We start from the raw sequence: 20239 nt of genomic DNA, 5'->3' as shown, positions 1-20239 counted from the left end.
TGGCGCGGCTTTTTCTTCCGTCCCCCTCGCCCGCCAGCCCGCCGGTTTCCGCCTTCCGCTTCCGGCCAATCGCATTGTCGACAAAACAATCCGGCCACGGGGTTGACAGCGCCCGGTGTGGCCGCCATAAGAGCGCCCGTTCAGCCGACGCCTTCGGGCAGCGGCGGAGCGGGATGGGAGAATGTCCCGAGCGGCAAAGGGGGCGGACTGTAAATCCGCTGGCTAGGCCTTCGTAGGTTCGAGTCCTACTTCTCCCACCATTCCCTCCAGCTTTTCTGCATTGCGGCAGTAGTTAGGCTCGCTCCGGGCTGACCGTTTTTCAGTGTCCGACGCTTCGGTAGAGCAGCGAAACCAGCTCGCCCTGCCTGTGGACCCCTGCCTTCTGAAAGATCGCCCGAAGCCGGAAGCGCGCCGTCTCGAAGGTGACGCCGGTCGCGATGGCGATGTCTTTCAGGGAGATGCCCGCCATCAGGTGGCGGCAGAACAGCTCCTCGGCGGGTGTCAGCATGAACATGCGCGCGAAGTCGGTCAGCGGCTGAAGCGGCTGCATCGCCGACAGGTTTCGCGCCTGGAGCAGAACGAGCGGCCTTGAAAACCGGAGGGCGTTCGATCTCGACCCGGCCACGAGGGAGAAATGGACGATCCAGTGTCCGCTTTCCAAGTGGGCTCCCACGGAGGTGACTTCAGAGCTCGCCGACGCCGCGATGCTCCTGACGGCGGCCGGGACCGCTTCGACCAGCCTCCGGTCACGGAACGTAAGTTTGCCCTGTCTCTCCCATAGGACATCCGACCTCACCAGCGCTTTTATCGCAGCCCCATTGGCATCGATGATCTTCATCTCGCTATTCACTACGAGCGCCAGATCATTCGCCCTGTTGGTCAGCGCCGCATGGGCAAGCTGCAGATCATTCTGCTCTTCCCTGATGAGGAGGCCATTTGCGGTTCGTCTCAGGACACCTCTCAGCCTGCTCAGTATCCACTCCGCCCAAGGATCGTAGCGTTCGGCATAGGCCCGCGAGTAATGAAGCGGAATTCTGAATGTCGCGCTGGGATCAATATCTAGGGTTATTCCGGTAGCCGCGTCAAAGTTCGGAACATGCCTGACAAAATCGCTATAGTATTCTGTATTCTCAATTTTCTTGACTGGAAAATCTCTTTCCGTCACGACGCAGGCCCCATCAGGAAGAAAGTCCATCACTTTTATCCATGGATTCCTGAAAGCAAAATACTTCGTGTAACTTTCTATATGATGCTTCTCTATATTCACTGAATCAAAAAGCCTGAGCTCTTTCATCAGGCGATCCTCACTCAATACAACGCAGGATGAGCCTGGAAATACGTCAACAAGACGCGATGCCACATCAGTCCACGTCGAAAGACCAAATGCTGCCCTTTCTATTTCCTCCGAAACGATAGCCAGAGCCCTGTCGGCATCGACTTGTTTCATTTGATCAACATCCCGGGTTAACTGGATTCCTTGTTCTCACTTTTCAGTTCAACGGCGTCAGATGGCAGACAAGATGCGCAATTCGCCTTCACCTTCACACGGAAGACACGAAGAGTACTTCGAGTAAATTCGACTTTCCCCTATGTGCAGGGGCACCGCCTGCAAGTTTTGCTTTGCAATCGCCCCTCCCGACTGCTCTCGACATGAGCTTCACTTGTCCAAAACCGTCGAAACCGAGACGGCTGCGACAGGTGGCTCGCCGCCGAGAGGCTGCAGCTCCGCTCGACTAGAATATGCGAAGACTGAAAGCATCCCCCGTTTGAGAGATGCACTGCTCCGACTGGCTTAGTAAAAAGTGTTAGTCATTGCGATGGGGGAAGCAATGTCCGGGTGATAAGCACAGCGCAGGTTGCTATGCTGTGTATTTCCAGATCTCCATGACCGATTCCATCTGCCCTCTTCCCGGCAGGAGTGGCATCGTCATGCCTGTTTTCTGCATGAACAGCCGCAGCCACTCTCACGATGCTCGACAAAGCCCGGAGAGAATTTGCAGCAACTTCGGTCTTGACAGTGAAGACTCGTCGGAAGGGTCCTGACGCGTCAAGGCGAGGGCGAAGCTGCGCCTATCTCCTCGCAAGGGTACGAGTGCCAAGGAAGACCTGTGTTCTGAGACCACAGATTTTCCGGCTCAGCTTTCGTGAGCCAACCAGCTTTGTGGCATGGGAGCACCAGACAACAGTCTGACGAGATATGCCTGATGATCGGTGCCTGTCTTGGCGTATATCGCCTTCAGGTGGCTTTTCAGGGTGTTTCTCGAGATCCTGGATAGGCGGCAAATCTCCTCCGTGGAGGTGCCGAGCGCCACCAGTCTCGCCACCTTTGCCTCCATGGGTGTCAGGTCGAACAATCCCCTCAGCAAAGATGCGTCCGGAAGCGCGGACGAGGCAAGGATGCTCACCGCCAGAATGAAGATACCTCGTGGCAGAAGATCCCTGCCGTTTCCGCGGATCGGAAGCAGATGCACGACGCAGGCCGGCTGGTCTTCGGTGGCCGGAACAGGAATGGACATGACGTCGCTCCATCCGTCCCGCGTGGGTTCGCGGCCAAGAACCTGCTTGAGAAGCGCATCGCCGCCGGGGTTTCTCAAGGCGATCCGAGCCCTACTGTCGACCAACACCGAGGGTATCAGCGGTTCCATCAGCGAATTGGCCGACAACAGTTTGCCGGAGGCGTTCACGACACAGGCCGGAAGACCAAAAGCCCCCAAGCCATCGGCAATCCTGGCGATCGTTGCGATCTGCAACCTCGCCATCATGCTCAATGCTCGTGCAAGGTGGGGCCGGATGGCGTCGAGCCAGGCAATCTTCTCGCGCGGGATCGGCCCATCTCTCAGCTTGCCGTCGAAGCTTGCCGCCAGCACGTCTCCGTTGGGTACGGCTATATGCGTTCCAACCGACCACCCAAGCCCATGGGGATAGAGAAAGTCCCTGTACAGCGGCTCGGAGGCAAGTTCGCTTTCCTTGAAGACATCGAGATCACAGAGAAAGCCGGCATGGTCGAGCTTGTTGGCCCTTTCCATGCGAGAATTCTTCTTGTCCCATCCGCCCTCTATGAACTTCTGGAATATCTCTTCCGCTTCGGGGGTCGCGATGAACGCTCGCCCAATCTCAGATTGGGTGAATATCACTCCGGCAAAGGTCCCAACCTCCCGGTTAATGGTGACCAGTAAATCATTCCATTTTTCAGGTATAAGTGCGGCTTCATAAAGTTTGTCGATAATTCTATCTTGTTCCATCAGTCACCGCCCCAGTCTGCTCCACGCACACGCAGGCCTCACCCACACCATGTATAATCTGTTCATTAATCGATGCAGATTGAAGCAAGAGGAAAGGACTACAGGAAATGTATACTTTTGAAATCCCGATGAACCATCAAACCTGATAAATACTCCCAATATACCGACAGCTTAATCAAATGCCGGCAGTTCACTGAACAGCGTCGATCAGACTGTCACAGGTCGACATCAAGGCTTCAGGAGCCTCGTCTTTATATGGATTAGTTATCGAGCTCGCACCCATGTAGACCTATCACAGCCCAGGTTTCCATCAAATATAGACCATTTCCACAACCACGGCTTCACTTCCATGTCCTACGGAATTACTTTCGTACGGCGTTAAGCGCGGGAGATGGCGGCTAAACGACACCAGCGCTCAAGACGAGTTCCGACCCATCCAAACCGCCGAAACGGTTCCGATCGCTTCCAAGTTGCCGCAGCACCGCTCCATTAGAATGTGCGAAGACTGAAAACATCCCCCGTTTGGGGGATGTGCTGCACAACGCGTCTTAGTAAAAAGTGCCAGCCATTGCGAGGAGGGGAACAATACGCGGGCAAGAAGCACATCGTCCGCTGTTCTGTCGAGTATTCGCATCACGTGCGACCAATGCCACCTGCCATTTTCCTGGTAGGAGCAGCATTGTCGTACCCTATTTCTGGGTGAAGAACCGCAGCGTCCTCTCATGATGCTCGGCGAGCGACGATAGTAACTTCAGAAGCTTTGATCTTGGTGGTGCAGATCCGCAGGAAGAGTCCCGACTTGCAAGATGAGGGCGAAGCTGCGCCTGCCTCGGCGCAATCTCCCGAACCTGCCACCGCCGTCACGTACGAAGGGATGATCATGAGTGCGGTAACTGCGCTGATCGCTGGAGTCATGGCTGTTTACACAACCGGCCCCACGGGGTTCTACCGCATGTGCCTGGACAATCCGTCCGATTGCCGGCGGGTGGCACAAACCCGCGTGGTGCCCGTCGAGGAGGTCCGTGAGATCAACAGCAGCGTCAACGCCGCGATCCGCCCCGTGGCCGAGTTCCCCGGAAAGGACGAGTGGCGTGTGGAACCGAGGGCGGGCGACTGCGAAGACTACGCGATCACCAAGCGGCACCGCCTCATCGCCAGGGGCATCGGCAGCGCCAATGCCCGCCTCGCCACCGGCGAGTTCAGGGGGGATGAGCACGCCGTTCTCGTTCTCACCCTTTCCGGCCGCGCCTATGTCCTCGACAACCTGACCAACGCCCTTCTGCCCGCAGACCGGTCGGCCGTGAGGATCAAGACGATCCAGTCGGCCTACGACCCGCGCATGTGGCTGAAAGCCAAGTGAGTCCGAGGATTTGTCCGCTCTCGCGTCGCAGTTCTAAGGCCTGCGGGACGCTTTGCGGTGGAAGGAACTGACATGACGATCATTGGCATCATCAGCGTGACCGCCGTTTTCTCGCTGGGCTTCCTGTTCGGCGTGGCCGTGGGCGCCCACCGCAAGGAGACCAGGTAACGGGACTCGGTTTTGTCAGTCGATCGGGAGGCACGAACGGCATTCTGCGGAGAACCGATTCAAACGTCCGCACAATGCTCCGACCGTTACGATCTTCCGATCCCGATCATCGCGCCAAGCCCATCGTCATTTCACCCCTTCATCATTGTCGCGGTCAGTCGTCCCGCTGCAGCTAACCGCTCAGCGCCTCGAACAATCGCGCCACGGCCTCTGCCCCGGGATCCGGGTGGCCGCTGAGCTTTTCGGCGTTCACGTAGGCGGCGCGGCCGGCCTTGGCGACGCTCAGGGTGGCGGTGTGGTCGGCGCCTTTGCGCGCTGCGGCCGCGGCGGCGGCGATGCCGTCGTTGAGGGCCAGGAGCGCCGGATGAAGTGCGTCGATCATGGTGCGGTCGCCCGGTCTCGCCCCGCCGATTTCCTGCATGCGGATCAGCCCGGCCATCAGCGCGTCGCGCATGGTGAGGCCGCTGGAGGCCGCGTCGCCGGCCGCCGCGAAGAAGATGGCGAGAAGCACGCCCGACGAGCCGCCCATGGTCTGGCTGAACTCGAGCCCGATCGCCCGATAGAGCTGCGTGTGATCGGCGAGCGGCAGGTGATCCAGCGCCCCGATCAAGTCTCTGGCCGCACCGGCGAGCGTGGAGCCGGTATCGCCATCGCCCGATTTGGCGTCCAGCGCGTTCAGTTCGGCTTCCAGGGATATCAGGATGTTGCAGCACTTCATGAGGAAATCGCGCGTCGCCTGATGCTGCGAGGGGATCGGCAGGATCGGCCTCAGGCCATCGGGAAGCACCAGGGGAGCGGAGGCGGCGATCCGATGGCAGCCGGGCCATGCCGACATGGCGACGGGACTGGTGAGCGATGCTTCGTCTTCGGGCGTCAGGGGGCAGATCGACACCGAGGCGCCGCGCATGTCGAGCGACGTCATCATGGCGGCCGGTCCGACGATGAACTTGATCTTCCTGCCGAGCTCCGAGCGCAGCAGCTCGTAGGCCAGCACCGACATTTCGAGAACGGAGGCGCCGCCGAGGTTGTTGAGCAGGGCCACGTATTCCCTGTCGTCGGCCTCGGCTGAGAGCTTGTCGATCATTGCGGCCATGGCCTGTTCGGCGCCGAGAAAGTCGATCTGCTCGACGCCCGGCTCGCCGTGGATGCCGAGGCCGAGTTCCGCCTTGCCGGGCGCGATGCGGCTCTCCTTGGCCGAGCCGGGCACGGTGCAGGTGTCGAGCGACATGCCGATCGACCTTGTGCCGGCAATGATCCGCTCGGCGGCGGCGGTGACGGTGGCGAGGTCGCAACCCTTCTCGGCGAGATCGCCGGCCACCTTGTGCACGAACAGCGTGCCGGCGAGGCCGCGCGATTGCGGCAAGTTGGGCAAGGCGATGTCGTCATCGACGATGACCATGCTGACCTTGAGACCGAAGGCGCGCGCCCGTTCGGCAGCGAGGCCGAAGTTGAGCCGGTCGCCGGTGTAGTTCTTGACCACCAGGAGGCAGCCCGCCGGCCCGGTCGCCGCCAGGATTCCGGCAAGGACGGCATCGACGGAGGGAGAGGCGAACACGTCGCCGCAGACGGCGGCGGTCAGCATGCCCGGCCCGACGAAGCCGACATGGGCGGGCTCGTGGCCCGAACCGCCGCCGGAGACGATGGCGACGCGGCTCTTGTCCCAGTCGGCCCGCATCACCACGCGGATATGCGGGAAGCCGTCCAGCCTGACGAGGCGCCCGCCCGAGGCCAGCACCGCCCCCTCGATCGCCTCGGTGACGATGTTCTCGCGCTTGTTCATGAACTGCGTCATGTTGTCCCCCTCATGCCAATTCGCGAAGATGCTGGCGCATCCGCTCATTGAACTGCCGATTTCTCAGTTGCGTCAGGGGCATGAGAAATCGGCAAACGGAATACCAAGAGGCATTTTCAATGCATCTTGGTATCAGACGATGCGAGCGCCGGCGGCGTCGAAATAGAATGGCTTCAACGGCTGGATCTTGACGATGTCGCCTGCCCGCAGCGGCGTGTGCGCGTCGATGACCGTCGTCAGGTCGTGATTCCTGAAAGCAAGGTGCAGGCGGGTCTGGTCGCCGAGATGCTCGACGCGCTTGACCAGGCTGTCCTGCCCCTCGCCCTGAAGGATCTGCTCGGGACGCATGCCGATGTAGGCGGCGCCGGAGGGCGCCGGGCCGAACAGGTCGGCCGGCAGGATGTTGATATGCGGCTGTCCCAGGCGCCCGGCGGCGTAGATGCTGACCGGCTGCTCGTAGATCTCGCGTGGCGTGCCGAACTGCACCAGCCGGCCGTGATCGAGGACGCCGACATGGGTGGCCATGGTCATCGCCTCGATCTGGTCGTGGGTGACGTAGAGGAAGGTGGCGCCCAGATTGGCCTGGATGTTCTTGAGCTCGACGCGCAGGTCGGCACGCAGCTTGGCGTCCAGCGAGGAGAGCGGCTCGTCCATCAGATAGACGTTGGGGCTGCGCACGAGGGCACGGCCGATCGAGACACGCTGCATTTCGCCGCCGGAGAGAGCCGTCGCCTTGTTGTCGAGCTTGTGGGAGATCTGAAGGATCTCGGCCACCTCCCCCACCTTGCGGGCGATCTCCGCCTTGGGCGTCCTGAGTAGGGGCGATTTCAGCGGAAATTCCATGTTCTCGCGCACCGTCAGATGCGGGTAGAGCGAATATTGCTGGAACACCATCGCCACGTTGCGCTCGGCCGGCGGCAACCCTGCCATGGAGCGGCCGGCAATGAACACATCGCCCTCGTTGGGGGTATCCAACCCCGAGACTATGCGCAGCAGCGTGGTCTTCCCGGCGCCGGTCGGCCCCAGCAGCACCACGAAGGAGCCATTGGGCACCCTCAGGGAAACGTCCTCGAGGGCCGTCTGCCGGCCGAAGGATTTCGAGACGTTCTGCAAGCGGACTTCAGCCATGGTGCAGCACCCTCTGATTGGCCGTTGAGGTCAGTGCGCGGCCATCGGACCCGAAGAGCGAGATCGAGCGGGCGTCGAACCTCAGACCGACGGTTTCGCCTGGTGTCACCACCTTGTTGGAGCTGAGGCGGGCCTTGACCTGACCGAGCGGCGTATCGAGCGTGACGATCTGCGTGGTGCCGAGGTATTCGGCGGTGACGATGCGCCCGCGATAGGTGGCGGCATCGTCGAGGTGCACGTGCTCGGGCCTGACGCCGAGGGTCAGCGTACCATCGCCGCCGCTGATCATCTTGGGGATATGCACCTCCGCCCCGGCCAGCGTGACCGAGGTCGCGCCATTGCCGACCATGCCCTCGAAGGGCAACAGGTTCATGGCCGGGGAGCCGATGAAGGTGGCGACGAAGGTGGTCGCCGGCCAGTCGTAGATCTCCTGCGGGCGGCCGAACTGCTCGATGACACCGTGGTTCATCACCACGATCTTGTCGCCCATCTGCATCGCTTCGAGCTGGTCGTGCGTCACGTAGACCGTGGTGGCGTGCATGCGGTCGTGAAGGGCGCGCAGCTCCTGCGCCATATGCTCTCGAAACTCGGCATCGAGGGCGCCGAGCGGCTCGTCCATCAGAAAGCAGGCGGGATCGCGCACCACGGCGCGCCCGAGCGCCACGCGCTGCCGGTCGCCGCCGGAGAGACCGCCCACCGGCTTGTCGAGCAAGGCGGTGATGCCCAGAATCCTGGCCACCTCGTCGACCTTGGCGCGCACCTGATCCCTCGGCATGCCCTGGCTGACGAGCGGATAGGAGATGTTCCGGCGCACGTTCATGTGCGGATAGAGGGCGAACATCTGGAAGACGAAGGCGATATCGCGCTTGGAGGCCGGCTTCTGGCTGACTTCGGTGCCGTTGATGTAGATCTCGCCGGCCGTCGGCAGCTCCAGCCCGGCGATCATCCGGAGCGTCGTGGTCTTGCCGCAGCCCGACGGGCCCAGCAGCATGAAGAACTCGCCGTCTTCGATGGTGAAGCTCGACGACTGCACGGCAGTGAAGGCGCCAAATTCCTTGCGCAGGTTCTTGATGACGATCTGTGCCATCGATCACTCCGGGAAATGGCTGACGATGATGAACAGAACCGTTCCCACCAAGGTCACGACGAAGGAATAGGTGAAGAGAACCAACGCGATGGGCTGCATCAGCATGACCACTCCCAGGGCGATCAACACCGTGGCGACCATTTCCCAGGGGCCTCGGCGCAGGCGCAAGAGGCCGTGGAGGAAGGCGTTCATTTGCGGACCGCTCCGAAGGTGATGCCGCGCAGCAGGTGTTTGCGGAGCAGGATGGTGAAGATCATGATCGGCATGAGGAACAGCGTCGCGCCGGCGGCCACGGCGGGCCAGTCCTTGCCGCCCGATCCGATGATGGTGGGAATGAAGGGTGGCGCCGTCTGCGCCTCGCCGGAGGTGAGCAGCACGGCGAAGGCGTATTCGTTCCAGGAGAAGATCAGGCAGAAGATGGCCGTCGAGGCGATGCCGGTGGCGGCCTGCGGCAGGACCACCTTGTAGAAGGCCTGGAAGCGCGTGTAGCCGTCGATCAGCGCCGCTTCCTCGTATTCGATCGGTATCTCGTCGATGAAGCCCTTCAGCAGCCAGACCGACAGCGACAGGTTCACCGCGGTGTAGAGCAGGATCATGCCGAGGTGCGTGTCGCTCAGGCCGAGCTGCCGGTACATCAGGAAGATCGGGATGGCGACGGCGATCGGTGGCATCATCCGGGTCGACAGGATGAAGAACAGGAGGTCGTCCTTGAGCGGCACCTTGAAGCGGCTGAAGGCATAGGCAGCGATCGTGCCGAGGAACACCGACAGGAAGGTCGAGCCGAAGCCGATGATCACCGAGTTCATGAACCGCTCGCCGTAGCGCGAGGGGCCGTTGATGACCATGTCGTATTGCCGCACGATCGCGTCGTACCATGTGGTGGGCGGGCCGAGCGCGGCGAGATCCTCCGGCGTCACCCGGCTGCGCGAGGTGAAGAGGTTGACGTAGCCCTCGAGCGATGGGGTGAAAATCACCTTGGGCGGATAGGCGATGGCGTCGGCCGGCGTCTTGAAGCCGGTGGCGATGATCCAGATGAGCGGCAGCAAGGTCAGCAGCGCGTAGCCGACAACCAGGATTCCGGCGAACCATTTCTGGCGGCTTGACGGCTCGGTGATCGAATAGCTCATCTGTCTTTCACCTTGTTGAGCGCCTTCACGTAGATCGAGGCCAGGCCGAAGACGGTGACGAACAGGATGACCGCATAGGCCGAGGCAAAGCCGGTGCGCCATTTCTCGAAGGCTTCGCGCTTGAGATCGATCGAGGTGAGCTGCGTGGTGGCGCCTGGGCCGCCGCCGGTGAGCTGCACCACGAGGTCGAACATCTTGAAGTTCTCGATGCCGCGGAACAGCACCGCCAGCATCAAAAAGGGCAGCGCCATCGGCAGCGTGATGGTCCAGAACTGCCGCCACTTGCTGGCGCGGTCGCATTCGGCCGCCTCATAGATGCTGGGCGGTATCGACCGGAGACCGGCGAGGCAGATCAGCATCACGAAGGGCGTCCACATCCAGGTGTCGACGAGGACGATCGTCCAGGGAGCGAGCGAGACGTCGCCGATCATCGAGAAGCTGGCGGGATCGATCCCGGACAGGAACTCTATGAAATAGTTGAACAATCCGATCTGTGGCTGATAGAGGAAGGTCCAGAAGTTGCCGACGACCGCCGGCGACAGCATCATCGGCAGCACGATCAGCGTGGTCCAGAGATCGTTGCCGCGGAACTTCTTGTTGATGAGATAGGCCAGCGTGAAGCCGAGCACGACCTGCAGGACGATGGTGGAGATCAGGAAGTGGGCGGTCGCCTGCAACGAGGCCCAGGTATCGGGATTGCTCAGGATCTTGCGGTAGTTCTCCAGGCCGACGAACTCGACCGGGTTGTTCGGCCGGTTGGTACGGAAATTCGTCATGCTCAGGCGGATCGTCCAGATCAGCGGGAAGATGTTCACCGCCAAGAGCAGCAGGATGGTCGGCGTCACGAACAGCCAGGCGATCGTCCGGTCGGAAACACCCCGGATCCGGCGCGCAAGCCGGGGTGGCGTGGCTGACGCGACGCGTTGGATGAGATGATCGGACATGATGGTGCGTTCCTGGAGCGGCGAGCCGAAGGCGCGGACGGCCTTCGGCCCGCATGAGCTTGGTCAGTACTTGCCTTCTTCCTCGAAGGTGGCGTGCCAATCGGCCACCAGTCCGTCGAGGGCTTGCTTGGCCGTGCCGTGGCCGGCCACCACATAGTCGTGGAACCACTTCTGCGACGATTGCATCAGCGTGGCGTAGCTCGGCTCCGCCCAGAAGTCCTTCACGATAGCCATGCTGTCGAGGAAGGTCTGGGCATAGGGCTGGCTGGTGGCAAAGCCGGGGTCTTCCACCACGGCGCGCAAGGCCGAGTAGCCGCCGAGTTTCCACCACTTGGCCTGGACGCTCGGCTGGGCAAACCACTTGATGTAGGTGAGCGCCGCCTCCTGCTTGTCCGAGGCCGAGACGACCGAAATGCCCTGCCCGCCCAACTGCGCGAACTTGTCGCCGTTCGGCCCGGCCGGGTTGGCGAAATAGCCGGTGCGGTCGCCGCCCACGTTGGCATCGGTGTTGAAGCCCGGCCAGGTGAAGGCGAAGTTCATCTGCAGGGCCACCTGGCCCGACTTGAAGGCATCGACGCCCTCGGTCATGTAGCCGTTGGACGATCCCGGCGGCACGCAGCAGTCATAGAGCGACTTGTAGAACTCCAATCCCTTGACGGCATTGTCGGAGTTGACGAAGCCTTCCATGTCGTAGGGCTTGTCGGGATTGTCGTATTTGAAGCCGTAACTGTAGAGGACGTCCATCACCCCCATGGTGATGCCTTCCGAGCCGCGCTCGGTGTAGATCGACACGCCATAGACCTTCTTGCCGTCGATGTCGCGGTTCTGGAAGAACTCGGCGATCTGCTTCAGCTCGTCGAAGGTGGCGGGCACGGCGAGGTCATGGCCGTATTTCGCCTTGAACTCGGCCTGCAACTCGGGGCGTGCGAACCAGTCCTTGCGATAGGTCCAGCCGACCACGTCGCCGAAGGCGGGAAGCGCCCAGTAGTTCGGCGTGTTCTTGGGCCATTCGGAATAGCCCACCACCGTCGCCGGGATGAAGTCGTCCATCTTGATGGCGTTGGCGTCGAAGAAGTCGTTGAGCTTGATGTACTGGCCGTTCTCGGCAGCGCCGCCGATCCACTGGCTGTCGCCGATCATCAGGTCGCAGAGTTTGCCGCCCGAGTTCAGCTCGTTCAGCATGCGATCGGCAAAGCTGGTCCACGGCACGAACTCGAAATGCATGGTGTTGCCCGACTGGGCCTCATATTCCTTGCTGAGTTCCACCAGGGCGTTGGCAGGATCCCAGGCCGCCCAGCACAGCGTCAGATCCGTCGCCCGTGCGGCGCCGGCGCTGAAGCCAAGGGCGACGACCGCGGCCGTGAAGGCCCGCGTCAGCAATCGTTTCGCGTTCATGTGATTGGTCCTCCCCATAGCAAGCGCAGCAGCCTCCTCGCCACAACACTTACGGGTTTGACCGTACATGAGGTACGTGCCTCACGGCAATCAGACTTTTAGGTACGTACCTCAAAGCCTGTTGCGCTCGATCCGAATTTCAATGAAAAGAGACGGGTGCGCTGAGCGGGAGGCCGGATGCGACCGACAACCAAGGATTTGGCGATCGAGGCGGGAGTCAGCCTTGCGACGGTGGACCGCGTCCTGAACAATCGGCCCGGCGTCCGGGAGGACACCGTCCTCAAGGTGAACCAAGCCATTCAAAAACTTGGATTCATCCGCAACGTCGTCGCTGCCAATCTGGCCCGAGGAAAAAGCTATCGTTTCCTGTTTCTGCTGCCCCGAACCGGCGACCAGTTTCGCGCCGGACTGGTCGAGCGCATCCACGAGGCCAACCAGATCTTCGCGGCGGAAATGATCCATGCGGATGTCATGCACATTCACGAAAGCGATCCGCACCAAATCGCCAACGCGCTTGGCTCGCTCGAACTGGAACAGGCGGACGGCGTGGCCATCATGGCGCCGGAATCGCCCCAGGTGCGCGACGCCAAGGCACGGCTGGTCGAAAAGGGCATCGACGCCATCAGCTTCATCGCCGGCCAGATGGCCAGCGGCCGGCATGACTTCGTCGGCATCGACAATCATGCGGCGGGAGCCACGGCAGGCCGGCTGATGGGGCGCTTCCTCAAGCATTCGGAGGGCGCGATCCTGGTGATCGCCGAGACGATGCTGGCCCGCGACAGCCTGGAGCGGCGGCTGGGTTTTGATGAAATCATCAACGCCGACTATCCCAACCTCGCGGTGCTGCCCTCGCTGGAGACCTATGGCGATGCCGAGCGCACGGCGCGCATCATTCACAACAGTCTTCTGAGCCAGCCCAATATCGCCGGCGTCTACATCGTGAGCTCCGAGGCGCGGGTTCCGCTCGAAGTCGTCACCAAGGCTTTCACCAAGGAGAAACCGGTGATCATCGCGCACGAGCGAACGCCCTTCACCGAGGCTGCCCTGCGTTCCCATCATGTCGACGCCCTGATCACCCAGGATCCGGGTCATCTGGTGCGAAGCGCCATCCGCATCCTCAGAGCCCGCAAGGACCGGCGCGAAATCCTGGCCTCCCAGGAAAAGATCCGGATCGAAGTGCTGATCAAGGAAAACCTGTAGCTTATCGGTTGGGCGAGGATCGCTTCTGGCCTTCCTTGGCAACCGAGCGGGCCGTCTCTGCGTTGAAGGGAGAAGTGACCTTCAAGGAGAGATGGCGATGAGACTCCGCATCATGCTCACGTTGCTGATCTACCTGATCGTGCAGGGCGTCCTGTTCGGCATCGGCATGGTCATCGTGATGGCGACGCCTCTTGAAGAGCAGGCCGAGGTTTTCGTGCCCTGGGTGGTCGGCCTGACCTTCATCATCGCGGTGCCCGTGGCGCTCGGCATCGCGCCGCGTATGGAGGCCTGGCGCGAGTTGCGCAGCCGCCGGCGGACGGAAGAGCCGAGGATCTAGTGGTTCGATTCCGACATTTGCCTCCGCCTGATACCAACCTCGGAGCAAATGTCGGAATCAAAAGAACCACTAGCAAGTTTTTGTTTCTAGTGGAGCTTTTGAATTTGACATTTGATCTGGAGCCTTATGTCGGGCGGGACTCAAATGTCAAATTCGCTCCACTAGCGCTCCGGCCGACGGCGATCTCAGATGTCCGACCCGGCGTCGAGGGTGCCGTAGCTCGCCTTGGCGAGCTTCGTCAGCGTTTCGCGCGGCAGGCTGCCGACCAGCACGCAGCCGAGCGCCTCGGCCTGCCAGGATACCGCCGTCAGATCTCCGACGGAGCTGAAGCGCATGGCCGTTTCGCCGCCGTCCTTCGGCACGACGTAGAGCGTGACGCGGGCGCCATCGCGGTTCTCATACATCAGGAGCGCGGCGGCGCTGCGGGCCGCCGGCAGCAGCCGACCGCCGACCAGCGAGAAGCCTTCCGATGAGAGGTCGGGGATAATCAGGGTGCGGTCGAGGCGCTTCGAGAGCCATTTGGTGAGATGCGAGCCCTCCTCCCCCGTCACCTCCACCGGATGTAGCACCTCCGGCACATAGAGCGTATGGGCGGCCTCGGCTTCGCTCACCAGGGTCATTTCCGACTGAGCGGGCAGGATGAGGCCGCGACCGACCCAGCCACCAACAGCGCCCGACACCACGAGCACCATGGCTGCCGCCGTGGCCATGGCAAATCGACTGAGATTACGACGCCGTTCGGCCGCGAGGCGCCAGGGCGTCAGGCGCGCCGGCGGCGTTTCCTCGGCCACATGGCCGTACAGCGACCGCAACGTCGCGGTCTGCTCGCGCCAGGCGGCCACGCGCTCGCGGTCGACCGGGTGGTCGGCAAGATGCGCCTCGACCACCGCCCGCCGCTCCGGCGTCAGCTCGCCGTCGACATAGGCGTTGAGATCGGCCTCGGTGATGGTGGTCCTCTGGTTCATTTCACCGACCTCAGTTTCGGTCCTGTTCCGTCCACCATGCCGCGCAGGGCTTCGCGCGCCCTTGATATCCGCGACATCAGCGTGCCCTGGGGTATGTCGAGGGCGGCAGCCGCCTCGGCATAGCTCATGCCTTCGAGGGCGACCAGCAGCAGCGCCTCGCGCTGTTCGCCCGGAAGCCGCTGAAGCGCGGCGGCCGTTTCAGCCAGGGCCAGCCGCGCGCCCTGCGGTGCCGGTGTGGCCGGCTCGAAGGGCATGATGTCCAGCGTTTCCTGTTCAAGGGAATTGCGCTGGCGGCGGCGGTCGTTGCGGTAGAGATTGATCATGATCTTGAAAAGCCAGGGGCGGAGCGGGCCGGTCGGCCGCCACAGGCTCTGCTTGGCAATCGCGCGTTCGAGACAGTCCTGGACCAGATCGTCGGCCCGGTCGATGTTGCGGGTGAGCGCCCTTGCGTAGCGTCGCAAGGCCGGCACCAGCGTTTCGATGTCGTCCAGGAAGCCCGGCATGATCCGATCTTGTAGCAACTCGCGAAGATGCTGACGCATCCGCTCATTGAGGATTACGGATTTCTCATTTGCATCAGGCGATGAGAAATCCGCAAGCGGAATACCAAGCCGCATTTTCAACGCGGCTTGGTATCACTCCTTAGCGAGGTGCCAGACGCCGCCCATTCCGTCGCCGGTGATGTCGCCCGCCTTCTTGTCGCCCTGCCAGAGATAGAGCGGCATGCCCTTGAAGGCCCACTGTTGCGCGCCGTCCTTGCGGGTCACCAGCGAGAAGTCGCCGTCGGCCATGGCGCCGGCCGCGGCCGTCACCGGCGGCCATTTCACCGCGCAATCGCCATAGCAGTTGGAGACGCCCTGGGCATCCTTGTCGAAGGTATAAAGCGCCATACCCTTGGCATCGGTCAGGATCTCGCCCTTGGAGCTATCCATCGTCTTGATGGCTCCGGAGGCATAGTCCTCGGCAAAAGCCGGAGTGGCGGCGGCGGCAAGGCCGGCGAGCAATGCGGAAACGATCAAACGGTTCATGATATCCCTCCTTGGGAGACGCGGGGTTTTCCAGCTCCCGAAGGCAACAACACCGCCCGATACGTTTTATTCCGTAGACCCCAATCTTTTTTCTGAATGGACACTATCCCGCGCGCTTCCAGCCGCCTTCGGTCCGTTCGAGCAGAGGCGTCGTGAGCGAGCCGACGACGCGGTCGGGCCAGATCGGCGACAGATCCGCGAGCGCTGGCCGCCAGCGGCCGGTCTGGAGCATGGCAGCGCCGATCGCCACCGGTTCGACGGCAACGGCCGCCATCAGGCCGAGGCCGGCGACGATGGAAGCGCCGGAGGAGATGACGTCGTCGACGAGAGCCACCCGCCGCCCTTGCAGGAGCGGCAGCATGCGCGGGTCGATGTAGAGGCGCTTGACGTGGTGGGTGGTGACCGAGCTCATCGGCACCGACAGCTCGTCCAGGTACCAGAACTTGCGCGAGGTGCCGCAGGGGACATAGCGGGAGTGGCCGAGCCGCTCGGCGACGGCGGCGGCCAACGTCAGGCCCAGCGTCGGCAGGCCAACCACCACGTCGGGCGAATAAGGCCGCAGGCGGGCGACGAGATCGTCGGCCAGCGCGGAGAGCACGGCGAAGCTCGCCTGATTGACGATCAGCGAGGCCAGCCCATGCTTGCCGTCGGGGTGCGCCCGGATGGGCAGGAGAAGCTGCCGGCCGTCGGCGAGACGGGCTGGATAGGCGTCCGCGAAGGGACCTTCGTCGGCATGGCCGCCGGCCGGATGGATGGTCTGCCAGAAGTCGTGCGGCTGCATGGGAAATCCCGGTTGGTACCTAGGGTGTAGTGACAAGCCGACCTCAGGGAAAGCATCTTGTTTCGGCAGGATGGCGGAAGCACTCTGGAATGAATTCGCGCCGGCACCGGCAAATCCCAATGCTTTGGCGGGCGTTGCCATCTCAAATCGGCTCAGCGCGAAAAATAGTTCTCCGGGCCGTTGCCGCCCGCAAATCCATCCCTGTAACATCCGCCCCAGCGGATCGACAGTGACAGCAGGATCGCATCCGCGACCGTCCGATCGCCGAAGCTTTCGCCGGAGCTCATCATGACCCTTGCCGCCCTTTCCCGCCGTGGCCTCCTCAAGGCTTCCCTCATCCTCGCCGCCTCGACCGCGCTGTCGACCACCCGCCTGATGGCGCAGGAGAAGACGCGCCTCGTGGTGGCCGCCGACAGCGAGCCGAAGAACCTCAATCCGGCGGTGGTCGCCTCGAACGGCGTGTTCTTCCTGTCGAGCAAGGTGATCGAGCCCTTGGCCGAGGCATCCTTCGACGGCGAGAACGGCCTTGCGCCGCGCCTCGCCCTCTCCTGGGAGGGCGCCGAGGACGGACTTTCGGTCACCTTCAAGCTGCGCGAGGGCGTCACCTGGCACGACGGCAAGCCGTTCACCTCCGAAGACGTCGCCTTCTCGGCGCTGGAGCTGTGGAAGCCGCTGCAGAACCTCGGCCGTTCGGTATTCGCCAACCTCGACGCCGTCGACACGCCGGATGCGCACACCGCCGTCTTCAAGTTCGCAAAGCCGACGCCGATCCAGCTCATCCGCAACGCGCTGCCGGCCGTCACCGCCGTGCTGCCCAAGCATGTCTTCGCCGGCAGCGACCTCAAGGCGGCGCCGACCATCGACAAGCTGATCGGCACCGGTCCCTTCAAGTTCACCGAATACAGGCCGGGCGAATATTACCTGCTCTCCAAGAACGAAAATTACTGGGAGAAGGGCGAGCCGAAGGTGGACGAGATCGTCTTCCGCGTGCTGCCCGACCGGGCCGGCGCCGGGGCGGCGCTGGAGGCCGAGGAAGTGCATCTCGCCGCCTTCTCGGCGGTGCCGCTGGCCGATCTCGACCGCATCTCCAAGGTGCCGGGCATCAAGGTGATATCCAAGGGGTACGAGGCCCTCACCTATCAGCTCGTCGTCGAGATCAATCACCGCCGCAAGGAACTCGCCAACCTCAAGGTGCGCCAGGCCATCGCCCACGCCATCGACAGGGATTTCGTGGTCAAGACCATCTTCCTCGGCTACGCGGCGACGGCCACCGGCCCCGTGCCGAAGAACGCGCCGGAGTTCTACACGGCGGATGTGCCGACCTACGACTTCAGCGTCGACAAGGCCAACGCGCTGCTCGACGAGGCCGGCTACAAGCGCGGCGCCGAGGGCACGCGCTTCCAGCTCAAGCTCTTGCCGGCGCCCTATTTCAACGAGACGCGCCAGTTCGGCGACTATCTCCGGCAGGCGCTGGCCGCCGTCGGCATCGACGCGGTGATCGTCAACAACGACGCGGCCGGCCACCAGAAGGCGGTCTACACCGACCACGCCTTCGACCTCGCGGTGGCGCCGCCGGTGTTCCGCGGCGACCCGGCCATCTCCACCACCATCCTGGTCCGCTCGGGAACGCCCGACGGCGTGCCCTTCTCCAACCAGGGCGGCTATGCCAATGCCGACCTCGACGCACTGATCGACAAGGCCGCCGCGACGGTGGACACCGCCGCCCGCACCGAGCTTTACAAGGAGTTCCAGAAAAAGGTGACCGCCGACCTGCCGCTGATCAACGTCGCCGAATGGGGCTTCATCACAGTGGCGCGCGACAGCGTCGAGAACGTCGCCAGCAATCCGCGCTGGGCAGTGTCCAACTGGGCAGACGTCGCTTTGAAGAGCTGAGTGATCCGGGGACGCGCGAGCGTGCGTCCCCTACCCCCCAGTCGTGTTCATGTGGCGCCCCTTGACCGAGGGGATGCCGGTGCGGTCGATGACGAAGTCGTGGCCGCGTGGCTTGTGGGCGATGGCCTTGAGGATGGCCTGATCGAGCAGATCGTCGGCTTCCGAGGCGCGGAGCGGTGCCCTGAGGTCGACCTTGTCCTCCTGCCCGAGGCACATGTAGACGGTGCCGGTGCAGGTGACGCGCACCCGGTTGCAGCTCTCGCAGAAATTATGGGTCATCGGCGTGATGAAGCCGAGCCGGCCGCCGGTCTCGCGGACGGTCACGTAGCGGGCCGGGCCGCTCGTGCGGTAGTTGGTGTCGTCGAGCGTGAAGCGGCGGGCGAGATTGGCCCGCACCTCGTTGAGCGGCAGGTACTGGGCGAGCCGGTCGCCGTCGATCTCGCCGAGCGGCATGGTCTCGATCACCGTCATGTCGAAGCCGCGCCCATGCGCCCAGGCGAGCATGTCGGCGAGCTCGAACTCGTTGATGTCGCGCAGCGCCACCGTGTTGATCTTCACCTTGAGGCCGGCGCGCACGGCGGCGTCGATGCCGGCGAGCACCTTGTCGAGGCTGCCGGTGCGGGTGATCGCCTTGAACTTGTCGGCGTCGAGACTGTCGAGCGACACGTTGATGCGGCGCACGCCGCAGTCGGCGAGTTCGTCGGCGAAGCGGGTCAGCTGCGAGCCGTTGGTGGTCAGCGTCACCTCGTCGAGGCTGCCGTCGTCGAGATAGCTTTTCAGCGAACGGAACAGCGCCATGATGCCGCGCCGCACCAGCGGCTCACCGCCGGAGACGCGAATGCGCCTGACACCCCGCCGGATAAAGGCGCCGCAGAGGCGGTCGAGCTCCTCCAGCGTCAGAAGGTCGCCATGCGGCAGGAAGGTCATGTCCGAGGACATGCAGTAGACGCAGCGGAAGTCGCAGCGATCGGTCACCGAGACGCGAAGATAATCAACGCGCCGGCCAAAGGGATCGACCAGGTTGGAAACGTGCTGCATGCGGTTGCGCTCACCTCGGGGCCGGACTTGCCGGAATGGTGACGATAGCCCAACCGGTCGGCGGAGGAAACCTCCAACCGACGCTCATCTTTAAACGCTTTCGGGCCTAGAGCTGCTTGTCCTTGTCGAGCTGTATGTAGGAGAGCGGCAGCGCGGTCGTGTATTTGATCTGCTCCATGGCGAAGGCCGAGGAGACGTCGGAGATGTCGATCTTGGCGATCAGGCGCTTGTAGAAGGCGTCGTAGGCCTCGATGTCCGGCACCACCACGCGCAGGAGATAGTCGACCTGGCCGCTCATGCGGTAGAACTCGACCACCTCGGGAAACTCGCGGATCAGTTCGGCGAAACGGCGCAACCATTCCTCCGAATGCTGGTTGGTGACGATGGACACGAAGACCGTCACCTTGGTGTTGACCGACTTGGGATCGAGCAAGGCCACCCGGCGCAGGATGACGCCATCCTCCTCCAACTTCTGGATGCGTCGCCAGCAGGGCGTCGTCGACAGGCCCACCCTTTTGGCCACTTCGGCCACGGGAATGGTGGCATCCTCCTGAAGGATCGAGAGAATTTTCCTATCCAGCCGGTCCAGCATGATCTTGCGCCCACCCGTAGCTCGAAATGACATTCTATTTTCGACGATTATCTAGCCTGGAATAAGAAATTTTTTCTCCATTTTGTCAAGCCCCGGGTCCGACCGACCAAGGCCCCGCATGCGTTGAACACCGTATGTTAACCATACGAGCGAACCGGCCGT

At 62.6% G+C, this 20239-nt stretch carries 20 protein-coding genes and 1 tRNA gene; 5 read left to right on the top strand and 16 right to left on the bottom strand.

Features of this window, described 5'->3' with window-relative positions:
* The first annotated feature begins 175 nt into the window (after positions 1-175).
* Positions 176-260, top strand: a tRNA-Tyr gene (locus tag CXZ10_RS13020).
* A 59-nt stretch (positions 261-319) separates the two neighbouring features.
* Here CXZ10_RS13020 and CXZ10_RS13015 read toward each other — a convergent pair.
* Together CXZ10_RS13015 and CXZ10_RS13010 are read right to left on the bottom strand one after the other, a co-directional pair.
* Positions 320-1447 (bottom strand): helix-turn-helix transcriptional regulator, encoded by a 1128-nt coding sequence (locus CXZ10_RS13015; protein WP_143741529.1) that lies wholly within the window; start codon positions 1445-1447, stop codon positions 320-322.
* Positions 1448-2135: 688 nt separating this feature from the next.
* A complete protein-coding gene (locus tag CXZ10_RS13010; RefSeq protein WP_101289763.1) occupies positions 2136-3242 on the bottom strand; it encodes a helix-turn-helix transcriptional regulator in 1107 nt (368 codons plus the stop codon).
* 880 nt (positions 3243-4122) lie between these two features.
* Between CXZ10_RS13010 and CXZ10_RS13005 the strand changes: the two genes are divergently transcribed.
* Positions 4123-4602 carry a transglutaminase-like cysteine peptidase gene (locus CXZ10_RS13005; protein ID WP_180335980.1) on the top strand — a complete coding sequence of 160 codons (480 nt, stop codon included), beginning with the start codon at positions 4123-4125 and terminating at the stop codon, positions 4600-4602.
* A 340-nt stretch (positions 4603-4942) separates the two neighbouring features.
* Here CXZ10_RS13005 and CXZ10_RS13000 read toward each other — a convergent pair whose 3' ends face one another.
* From CXZ10_RS13000 to CXZ10_RS12970, 7 genes are all read right to left on the bottom strand, one after another.
* Complete coding sequence (locus CXZ10_RS13000) at positions 4943-6562, bottom strand: dihydroxyacetone kinase subunit DhaK (protein WP_101289808.1); 1620 nt, start codon at positions 6560-6562, stop codon at positions 4943-4945.
* 132 nt (positions 6563-6694) lie between these two features.
* Positions 6695-7690, bottom strand: coding sequence for an ABC transporter ATP-binding protein (locus CXZ10_RS12995; RefSeq protein WP_101289761.1), 996 nt, complete (start codon positions 7688-7690; stop codon positions 6695-6697).
* Positions 7683-8777 (bottom strand): ABC transporter ATP-binding protein, encoded by a 1095-nt coding sequence (locus tag CXZ10_RS12990; protein ID WP_101289760.1) that lies wholly within the window; start codon positions 8775-8777, stop codon positions 7683-7685. The genes CXZ10_RS12995 and CXZ10_RS12990 overlap by 8 nt, the downstream gene beginning before the upstream one ends.
* 3 nt (positions 8778-8780) lie before the next feature.
* Entirely contained in the window at positions 8781-8969 is a 189-nt protein-coding gene (locus tag CXZ10_RS12985) for a hypothetical protein (protein WP_101289759.1), read from the bottom strand.
* A complete protein-coding gene (locus CXZ10_RS12980) occupies positions 8966-9904 on the bottom strand; it encodes a carbohydrate ABC transporter permease (protein ID WP_101289758.1) in 939 nt (312 codons plus the stop codon). Before CXZ10_RS12980 ends, CXZ10_RS12985 begins: the two co-directional genes overlap by 4 nt.
* A complete protein-coding gene (locus CXZ10_RS12975) occupies positions 9901-10848 on the bottom strand; it encodes a carbohydrate ABC transporter permease (RefSeq protein ID WP_101289757.1) in 948 nt (315 codons plus the stop codon). Before CXZ10_RS12975 ends, CXZ10_RS12980 begins: the two co-directional genes overlap by 4 nt.
* Positions 10849-10911: 63 nt before the next feature.
* The gene (locus CXZ10_RS12970; protein ID WP_101289756.1) at positions 10912-12243 is read right to left on the bottom strand and encodes an ABC transporter substrate-binding protein; all 1332 of its coding nucleotides are present in this window, start codon (positions 12241-12243) and stop codon (positions 10912-10914) included.
* Between the two features lie 177 nt (positions 12244-12420).
* On the opposite strand from CXZ10_RS12970, the gene CXZ10_RS12965 reads away from it, so the two are divergent.
* Positions 12421-13443, top strand: a complete 1023-nt coding sequence (locus tag CXZ10_RS12965; protein WP_101289755.1) for a LacI family DNA-binding transcriptional regulator — start codon at positions 12421-12423, stop codon at positions 13441-13443.
* Positions 13444-13540: 97 nt separating this feature from the next.
* A complete protein-coding gene (locus CXZ10_RS12960; RefSeq protein ID WP_101289754.1) occupies positions 13541-13780 on the top strand; it encodes a hypothetical protein in 240 nt (79 codons plus the stop codon).
* Positions 13781-13965: 185 nt separating this feature from the next.
* Here the strand turns inward: CXZ10_RS12960 and CXZ10_RS12955 are convergent, their stop codons facing one another.
* From CXZ10_RS12955 to CXZ10_RS21560, 5 genes are all read right to left on the bottom strand, one after another.
* Positions 13966-14745 (bottom strand): anti-sigma factor family protein, encoded by a 780-nt coding sequence (locus CXZ10_RS12955; RefSeq protein ID WP_101289753.1) that lies wholly within the window; start codon positions 14743-14745, stop codon positions 13966-13968.
* Positions 14742-15248 carry a sigma-70 family RNA polymerase sigma factor gene (locus CXZ10_RS12950; protein WP_101289807.1) on the bottom strand — a complete coding sequence of 169 codons (507 nt, stop codon included), beginning with the start codon at positions 15246-15248 and terminating at the stop codon, positions 14742-14744. The genes CXZ10_RS12955 and CXZ10_RS12950 overlap by 4 nt, the downstream gene beginning before the upstream one ends.
* Before the next feature lie 132 nt (positions 15249-15380).
* A complete protein-coding gene (locus CXZ10_RS12945; RefSeq protein ID WP_101289752.1) occupies positions 15381-15773 on the bottom strand; it encodes a COG4315 family predicted lipoprotein in 393 nt (130 codons plus the stop codon).
* 103 nt (positions 15774-15876) lie between these two features.
* Positions 15877-16554, bottom strand: coding sequence for a phosphoribosyltransferase (locus CXZ10_RS12940; RefSeq protein WP_101289751.1), 678 nt, complete (start codon positions 16552-16554; stop codon positions 15877-15879).
* A gap of 152 nt (positions 16555-16706) precedes the next feature.
* Positions 16707-16844 carry a hypothetical protein gene (locus tag CXZ10_RS21560; protein WP_180335979.1) on the bottom strand — a complete coding sequence of 46 codons (138 nt, stop codon included), beginning with the start codon at positions 16842-16844 and terminating at the stop codon, positions 16707-16709.
* On the opposite strand from CXZ10_RS21560, the gene CXZ10_RS12935 reads away from it, so the two are divergent.
* The gene (locus CXZ10_RS12935; RefSeq protein ID WP_101289750.1) at positions 16843-18447 is read left to right on the top strand and encodes an ABC transporter substrate-binding protein; all 1605 of its coding nucleotides are present in this window, start codon (positions 16843-16845) and stop codon (positions 18445-18447) included. The two genes, CXZ10_RS21560 and CXZ10_RS12935, sit on opposite strands and share 2 nt — an antisense overlap.
* A 30-nt stretch (positions 18448-18477) precedes the next feature.
* Here the strand turns inward: CXZ10_RS12935 and moaA are convergent, their stop codons facing one another.
* Together moaA and CXZ10_RS12925 are read right to left on the bottom strand one after the other, a co-directional pair.
* Positions 18478-19485: a GTP 3',8-cyclase MoaA gene (moaA, locus tag CXZ10_RS12930; protein WP_101289749.1), complete on the bottom strand. Its 1008-nt coding sequence runs from the start codon at positions 19483-19485 to the stop codon at positions 18478-18480.
* A 106-nt stretch (positions 19486-19591) separates the two neighbouring features.
* On the bottom strand, positions 19592-20074 hold the full coding sequence (locus CXZ10_RS12925) for an Lrp/AsnC family transcriptional regulator (protein WP_201259491.1): 483 nt from the start codon (positions 20072-20074) through the stop codon (positions 19592-19594).
* Positions 20075-20239 lie beyond the last annotated feature (165 nt).

The sequence above is a fragment of the Pleomorphomonas diazotrophica genome, assembly GCF_002844595.1.
Classification (GTDB): Bacteria; Pseudomonadota; Alphaproteobacteria; order Rhizobiales; family Pleomorphomonadaceae; genus Pleomorphomonas; species Pleomorphomonas diazotrophica.
Note: the sequence above shows the minus strand (reverse complement) of the source record. Positions and strands in the feature narration are given on the sequence as shown.

What these genes read in the sequence shown, in the direction of transcription:
- CXZ10_RS12950 (WP_101289807.1), bottom strand. Translation starts at nt 15,248, where the DNA reads ATGCCGGGCTTCCTGGACGACATCGAAACGCTGGTGCCGGCCTTGCGA.
- CXZ10_RS12935 (WP_101289750.1), top strand. Translation starts at nt 16,843, where the DNA reads ATGACCCTTGCCGCCCTTTCCCGCCGTGGCCTCCTCAAGGCTTCCCTC.
- CXZ10_RS12965 (WP_101289755.1), top strand. Translation starts at nt 12,421, where the DNA reads ATGCGACCGACAACCAAGGATTTGGCGATCGAGGCGGGAGTCAGCCTT.
- CXZ10_RS12945 (WP_101289752.1), bottom strand. Translation starts at nt 15,773, where the DNA reads ATGAACCGTTTGATCGTTTCCGCATTGCTCGCCGGCCTTGCCGCCGCC.
- CXZ10_RS12975 (WP_101289757.1), bottom strand. Translation starts at nt 10,848, where the DNA reads ATGTCCGATCATCTCATCCAACGCGTCGCGTCAGCCACGCCACCCCGG.
- CXZ10_RS12995 (WP_101289761.1), bottom strand. Translation starts at nt 7,690, where the DNA reads ATGGCTGAAGTCCGCTTGCAGAACGTCTCGAAATCCTTCGGCCGGCAG.
- CXZ10_RS12940 (WP_101289751.1), bottom strand. Translation starts at nt 16,554, where the DNA reads ATGCAGCCGCACGACTTCTGGCAGACCATCCATCCGGCCGGCGGCCAT.
- CXZ10_RS13015 (WP_143741529.1), bottom strand. Translation starts at nt 1,447, where the DNA reads ATGAAACAAGTCGATGCCGACAGGGCTCTGGCTATCGTTTCGGAGGAA.
- CXZ10_RS13000 (WP_101289808.1), bottom strand. Translation starts at nt 6,562, where the DNA reads ATGACGCAGTTCATGAACAAGCGCGAGAACATCGTCACCGAGGCGATC.
- CXZ10_RS12955 (WP_101289753.1), bottom strand. Translation starts at nt 14,745, where the DNA reads ATGAACCAGAGGACCACCATCACCGAGGCCGATCTCAACGCCTATGTC.
- CXZ10_RS12990 (WP_101289760.1), bottom strand. Translation starts at nt 8,777, where the DNA reads ATGGCACAGATCGTCATCAAGAACCTGCGCAAGGAATTTGGCGCCTTC.
- CXZ10_RS13005 (WP_180335980.1), top strand. Translation starts at nt 4,123, where the DNA reads ATGAGTGCGGTAACTGCGCTGATCGCTGGAGTCATGGCTGTTTACACA.
- CXZ10_RS12985 (WP_101289759.1), bottom strand. Translation starts at nt 8,969, where the DNA reads ATGAACGCCTTCCTCCACGGCCTCTTGCGCCTGCGCCGAGGCCCCTGG.
- CXZ10_RS12970 (WP_101289756.1), bottom strand. Translation starts at nt 12,243, where the DNA reads ATGAACGCGAAACGATTGCTGACGCGGGCCTTCACGGCCGCGGTCGTC.
- CXZ10_RS12960 (WP_101289754.1), top strand. Translation starts at nt 13,541, where the DNA reads ATGAGACTCCGCATCATGCTCACGTTGCTGATCTACCTGATCGTGCAG.
- CXZ10_RS13010 (WP_101289763.1), bottom strand. Translation starts at nt 3,242, where the DNA reads ATGGAACAAGATAGAATTATCGACAAACTTTATGAAGCCGCACTTATA.
- moaA (WP_101289749.1), bottom strand. Translation starts at nt 19,485, where the DNA reads ATGCAGCACGTTTCCAACCTGGTCGATCCCTTTGGCCGGCGCGTTGAT.
- CXZ10_RS12980 (WP_101289758.1), bottom strand. Translation starts at nt 9,904, where the DNA reads ATGAGCTATTCGATCACCGAGCCGTCAAGCCGCCAGAAATGGTTCGCC.
- CXZ10_RS21560 (WP_180335979.1), bottom strand. Translation starts at nt 16,844, where the DNA reads ATGATGAGCTCCGGCGAAAGCTTCGGCGATCGGACGGTCGCGGATGCG.